The following is a 5,514-nucleotide window of genomic DNA, read 5'->3' as shown; positions in this document are numbered from 1 at the left end:
CTATTCCCCCGTCTCCGGACAGTTCAAGCTGTCTGGAGTTGCCATGGGGTACTCCCCGCCTCCTTCGTCCGATCTCACTCACTACATCACGCTCCAGGAAGCCGTCTCGCTCGGCTACGGCGCGTATCAGACCCTCCGGAAGTGGATCGCTGACGGTCGGCTGCCCGCCGTCAAGATCGGTTCCCGCATCAAGGTGCTGCGCACCGACCTCGACGCTCTCGCGGTCGCCGTCAGGCCTGCAACCTTCGAGGAGATCGAGGCCGCCGCAGAACGGCTCGCCGCCTCCGCTCCCCCGCTGAGCGACGCCCAGGTTCGTCGTCTCAGCACGATCTTCGGCGGTGCATCATGAGCGCCGCGGCTCCTGGCTGGGAACACCACGAGATCACCGATGGTGCACGGCACGGCATCGTCTTTGAGGTGCTCGTGCGGCGGCGCGCGCGAGCAGCGGTCAACGGTGGCGCGGGTGCGCCCAGCGACGCCTCGAACGGCGGGGCGAAGAGGTCTCAGACGCCCGCCACTGAGTGTGACGGTTCCGAACTGTCACACCTTTTCAACCCGTCCGAGACGCACGTTTCCCCTGGTCAGGAGGGCGATGGTCGGGCACGGTCATTAGCCCCTATGGGGAGCCCCGAGTTTCGACCGTGTGACCGTGGCTCTGCGACCGGCTGGGCGCCGCCTGCGCCGGAAGCCGTCGCAGGGGGCGTGTCGGTGCCTACGACCGCGTTCGGCGAGCTCCCGTCGGTGAAGGCGATGGGCACGGGCCGCGCCGGGATCGTCGTCGGATTCGACACCGAGTTCACGACCGTGGGCGGCGCTCGGGTCGTCGACTCTTACCAGCTCGCCGTACCTGATCCGCTCGACCCGTCGGTGATGGTCGAAGTCGTCATCCTGCCGCCGCTGGGCTCCGGCGCCCGCATCTCCCTGCACACGGCGCTGTGGACCGTAGTCGCAGCCGCTGAGCTGTGGCGCTCCCCTCTGGTGCCTACCGGGGTGGGTCCGCGCGGCGTGCCTCGCTCGGTGTTCTGGACGGACGACTGGGAGGAGCGCCGGGAGGCGCTGGCGAAGCTGAGGGTTCCCCTCGTCCTCGCCTGCCACTACGGCTCTGCCGACCTGACGACGTTCCGCTCGGGTGGTCAGTCCCGGGAGCTGGACCCCCTCGTCCGCCTGACCTCGGCGGCCGGTGGCCTCGTGACTCTCCTGCCGTTTCGCTCGCAGCGCGGCAACGAGAACGGGCATTGGTGGCAGAGCCTGTCAGTGACCGTGCGCGACACCATGTCGCAGGCTCCGGCAGGGAAGAAGACGCTGGCAGCGCTCGGCGAGGCGTGCGGAGTCGCGAAGCTCGACGTGCCGGATGGCTGGATCTCCAGGATGACCGACTATCGCCGTGAACACCTCGCGGAGTTCCTGGAGTACGGCGTCAACGACGCGGTGATCGTCGTCGAGTACCTCGCCCGACTGTGGGGCGACGGCACCGTTCCGCCGATCACTCTCAGCGGTGGTGCTGCCGCTGCCCTCGTCAACTCGGGCAGTGCCTACCTCGGTGCCTCCACTCCGGCCGAGTTCCGTCGGCTGTTCGCCGGGCTGGTGGACGAGGACGAGGGTGTCGAGGCCGTCGAGGAGGGCGACCGCCTGAGCTTCTACGCGAAGCGTGGACGGAACCCGCTGGACGGCGCTGCTGCTCAGCTGTCGTCGGCGTTCGCCCGTGCCTACCACGGTGGTCTCAACAGCTGCCCGATGCCTGGCTACAACCCGGTACCGACCGTGGACATCGACGCACAGAACGCATACCCGACGGCGATGGCGCTGGTCCGTGACATCGACTGGGAGGCCGGTGCTATCGAGGAAGTCGTGCATGAGCGGGTCCTCTCCGTTGATGACGTGCCGACGGCCACGACGCCCTTCGTCGGGTTCGTGTCCTTCACGTTCCCGACCGACGTGCTGCACCCGTGCCTGCCCATCGTCGCCGACGGGACGCTCATCTACCCGCGCACATCCGAGGGTGTCGCCGGGACATGGGTGTGCGGCCCGGAGCTGTGGCTCGCGCTCACCCTGGGTGCTGAGGTGCACTGCCAGATCGGCTATCTCGGCCGTGAGCGGCAGCACGACGGTGGCCCGAGCTTCTCCCTCCGGCATGGCGTCAAGCAGCTCATCGACGACCGCAACGCCGCCAAGACCTTGTTCGGCAAGGGATCTCTGGAAGAGCAGACCCTCAAGACCGGCGTGAACAGCATCTATGGGAAGACGGCGCAGGACGTGGCTGAGCAGCGGTCCTGGGATGCACGTGCGCAGGAGATGGACAACGTCGGCGGTTCCGCCGTGTCCAGCCCCTACCACGCGGCCACCACCACGTCACTGGTGCGGGCGCAGCTGCTGGCGACGATGAACCAGCTGAGCGAGAACGGTAGGGATGTCTACTCGGTGACGACCGACGGTTTCATCACGGACGCCACCGTGGACGAGGTCGCTGCCCTCGACCTTTACGGTCTGGAAGAGGTGCTCGGCGATGCCCGGGTTGCCCTGACCGGGGACGCGTCCATCTGGGAGACCAAGCACGCGCAGTCCGACCTGGTGAACTTCACGACGCGCGGGAACGTCTCTCTCGACCTCGGCGGCGTATGCGCTCACAACGGGCTCAAGGCCCCGAAAGATGTTGTCCCTGACAGTACCGAGGATCGCGAGCTGTTGCTGGCCTCCGTCGTGAGCAGGGAAGGTCGGGTTCCCAACGGGTACACGCGGTTCCCGTCGTTCCAGGAGTTGTCACGCAAGGAGGACCGGAAGGACTTCCTGCCGTCCTGGGTCGAGCGCTCGGTCAGCATGGACTACGACCTCAAGCGCCAGCCCGTCATGTCCTCCATGACACCCGAGATGGTGCCCCTGCCGGACGGCTCGGTTGAGGAGATGGCGACCTTCACCACGCAGCCGTGGGAGCGGGTCGAGGACTGCCTGCGCGCTCGCCAGATCGCCCGCGACATGGCCGACACCGGATGCCTGCGCACCGTCGCTGAGTGGCGCGACTGGAACCTGAAGTGCACGCACGGTAAGGGCCGCCGCATCAGTACCCCGCAGCGCGCGGTGCTGATGTCCATCGTCATGGCTCATCGCCAGGGCGTGGCCACCATCCCGACTCTCGGTGACCGTTCGCTGTCCATCGCCGAGCGGCTCGACTGGCTCGGCGAGTGGGGGCTCGGCACCGTCTCGCGCGGTGACTGGGACAACGCCCGCCGGCCCGAGCGGGCGTCCCAGATGCTCCCCATCGACACGCTCGACCCGTATCTCGGCCGGATGACGTCCATGGCGTCCGGCGAACATCCCACGGACGCCGACCGGCTCCCGTACTGACCAACTCAACTACCCGAAAGGAACGACCATGAACACCGACGACCAGATGCTCGTCGACCTGATGAAGGACATTCAGGACAGGGGCGCCGCGCGCGTCGCGCTGACGGACTGGCTCATCAGCGGACGCGCACCCGGCGACGCCTGGCGGGCCCGCGACCCCCGGCGCACCACGATCGAGGGCTCCCTGCGCTCTGAGGCACTCGTGCTTGGCGCAGCGCTCGACCTGCTCCGCGAGGACGTGCAGGAAGCACGAGACGAAGGCCTGCCCGAAGACACGATCATCGCTGCCCTCGACCTCCCGTCCGAGATCGCGTCGCTTGCCCTCGGAGAGGGCCACCCTCTCAACGGGAAGGAGAACTGACCATGAGCAACAAGACCACGACCAACCTCGACGAGCTGATCGAGCAGGAGCGCCGCCGTGCGTCCGAGCGCATCGCCAAGCTCAAGCGTGCTGCCGCCGCCGAGCAGCGCCGCATCGACGGGAAGGTCATCGATCTGCTGCGCGACCAGAACCCCGACCTCTACGACCGGCTCTCCCAGGAGGCAAGCGAAGCTCTGATGGCAGAGAAGACGAAGCGGTCGAGGCGTGCGAAGAAGGCGGCATCGTCCGCGGGCGCAGTGAACGACGGGACTGCCTCGCAGACCGTTGATCCCAAGCATGAGGAGGTAGGACCGTGGAACGGCTGACGACTCCGCTCCGGGACCTGCGCCCGCGACCCGGGACCCCTCCGCCCGCAGGGAGCGCAGCGCCCGAGGACGGAGGCCAGCGGTTCTTGGGAGACATGAGCGCCAGCGAATTGTCGGACAAGAACCCTGCTGGCCGTCTTCCGTACCCCCCGGAGAGCGAGCCCGACTCCCCAAGCAGCGCTGGTCGGGCTCGTGCGGAGGGGTGTGCGGAAGACCCGGCCCTGGCAGCGGAGAAGCACCACGACTCCCAGGTGAACACCGGTCGTGGTGCTGCGCAGAGGACAGGGTCGGCCGAGGCTCCGGCGGAGCCCCGGAACAGCCGTCGTCGGGAGGTCTCTCTCGACGTGCGGCTGACGGTGGCTGATCGCGATGCGATCCGCCGCCGTGCCCACGTGCTCAGCGTCAAGCCGAGCGCATGGGCTCGTGCCGTCATGCTCGACGCGCTGGACTCGAGGTCCTCGAAAGTCGATCAGCTGGAAAACAACGCGGGAGTGAAGGAGACGGCGCCTACGTCTCTTGCTCCGGCAGTAGAGCAGCTGCGTCGAGTAGGTGTGAACCTGAACCAGGCGCTCCGCAAGGGTGCTGCCGTCGATGACAGTCTCCTTCACGCGGTGATGGTTGCGGTGGACGAGGTGCGTGCCTCGCTCGGCGATCGGACACGGGTATGAGCACTGTGAACGTCCGCCCCTCGACCAACGCTTCAGGAGCCGTTGGGTACATCCTCTACGGGCGTGACCCTGAGGTGCGAAAGGAGCTCCTCAAGGTCGGATCGACACGTGCAGCCGCGTATGCGATGTCCATGGTCGACGGCGGGACGACCCCGTCGGAGTTCATAGCGTGTGCCGAGGCGCACGCCGCTGCTCATGGTCGGACGAACCAGCTTCAGAGCTATGTGCTGGCGTTCCACCCCGACGAGTTCGACGTGACCTCGCAAGCCGACCTTGAGCGCATCCGGGACGTGGCAGTCGAACTCGCCGAACGCATGCACAGCGCTGACTACATGGTCGCGGTGCACTCTGACTCTGCCGGAGGCCATGGGCACGCGCACATCCTGGTCATCAACCACGACAACCTCACCGGTAAGAGCCTCCAGCGGTACACATCGTGGAAGCACGGACTGCGCCAGCTGAACGACGAGCTGATGGCAGACGAGGGCCTGCGGGTGCTCCCCGATCCCGAGGAACCGAAGCCCGACTGGGAGCTGCGCCGCGAGGCCTTCTCTCCGGGCGGGTTCGAGCAGGTCCTCGGCGACAAGGTCTACGACGCACTGACCGACTCACGCTCGACGAATCGCGAGGCGTTCGAGCATGTTCTCGCCGGGCACGGGGTCACGCTGGCGGTGACGAACCGCGACGGCTGGAGTTACAAGATGCGCCGGGATGACAACGGGAAGCTTGGACGGAAGAAGGCCTCGGCGCTGACACCCGAATTCACCGCCGAAGGTGCTCAAGAGATCTTCGACTATCACGCACAGAAGGGACAGGCTCA

At 67.1% G+C, this 5,514-nt stretch carries 6 protein-coding genes; all 6 read left to right on the top strand.

Annotated features, from left to right (window positions below; all coding sequences use genetic code 11):
* Positions 1-349, top strand: a 349-nt coding sequence (locus tag ACPYO4_RS16245; RefSeq protein ID WP_425710290.1) for a helix-turn-helix domain-containing protein, incomplete at its 5' end; no start/stop codon positions are given.
* A gap of 392 nt (positions 350-741) precedes the next feature.
* Positions 742-3,339 carry a hypothetical protein gene (locus ACPYO4_RS16240; protein WP_425710289.1) on the top strand — a complete coding sequence of 866 codons (2,598 nt, stop codon included), beginning with the start codon at positions 742-744 and terminating at the stop codon, positions 3,337-3,339.
* 28 nt (positions 3,340-3,367) lie between these two features.
* Positions 3,368-3,700: a hypothetical protein gene (locus ACPYO4_RS16235; protein ID WP_242134957.1), complete on the top strand. Its 333-nt coding sequence runs from the start codon at positions 3,368-3,370 to the stop codon at positions 3,698-3,700.
* A gap of 2 nt (positions 3,701-3,702) precedes the next feature.
* Entirely contained in the window at positions 3,703-4,026 is a 324-nt protein-coding gene (locus ACPYO4_RS16230) for a hypothetical protein (RefSeq protein ID WP_242134959.1), read from the top strand.
* A gap of 95 nt (positions 4,027-4,121) precedes the next feature.
* On the top strand, positions 4,122-4,694 hold the full coding sequence (locus ACPYO4_RS16225) for a plasmid mobilization protein (protein ID WP_425710288.1): 573 nt from the start codon (positions 4,122-4,124) through the stop codon (positions 4,692-4,694).
* Positions 4,691-5,514, top strand: an 824-nt coding sequence (locus ACPYO4_RS16220; protein ID WP_425710287.1) for a relaxase/mobilization nuclease domain-containing protein, incomplete at its 3' end; no start/stop codon positions are given. The genes ACPYO4_RS16225 and ACPYO4_RS16220, both read left to right, overlap by 4 nt.

Origin of the sequence: Georgenia sp. Z1491, from assembly GCF_049856175.1 — a bacterium.
GTDB lineage: Bacteria > Actinomycetota > Actinomycetes > Actinomycetales > Actinomycetaceae > JB111.
The sequence above is the reverse complement of the archived record's forward strand: the minus strand, read 5'-3'. Positions and strand labels throughout refer to the sequence as shown.

What these genes read in the sequence shown, in the direction of transcription:
- ACPYO4_RS16235 (WP_242134957.1), top strand. Translation starts at nt 3,368, where the DNA reads ATGAACACCGACGACCAGATGCTCGTCGACCTGATGAAGGACATTCAG.
- ACPYO4_RS16230 (WP_242134959.1), top strand. Translation starts at nt 3,703, where the DNA reads ATGAGCAACAAGACCACGACCAACCTCGACGAGCTGATCGAGCAGGAG.
- ACPYO4_RS16225 (WP_425710288.1), top strand. Translation starts at nt 4,122, where the DNA reads ATGAGCGCCAGCGAATTGTCGGACAAGAACCCTGCTGGCCGTCTTCCG.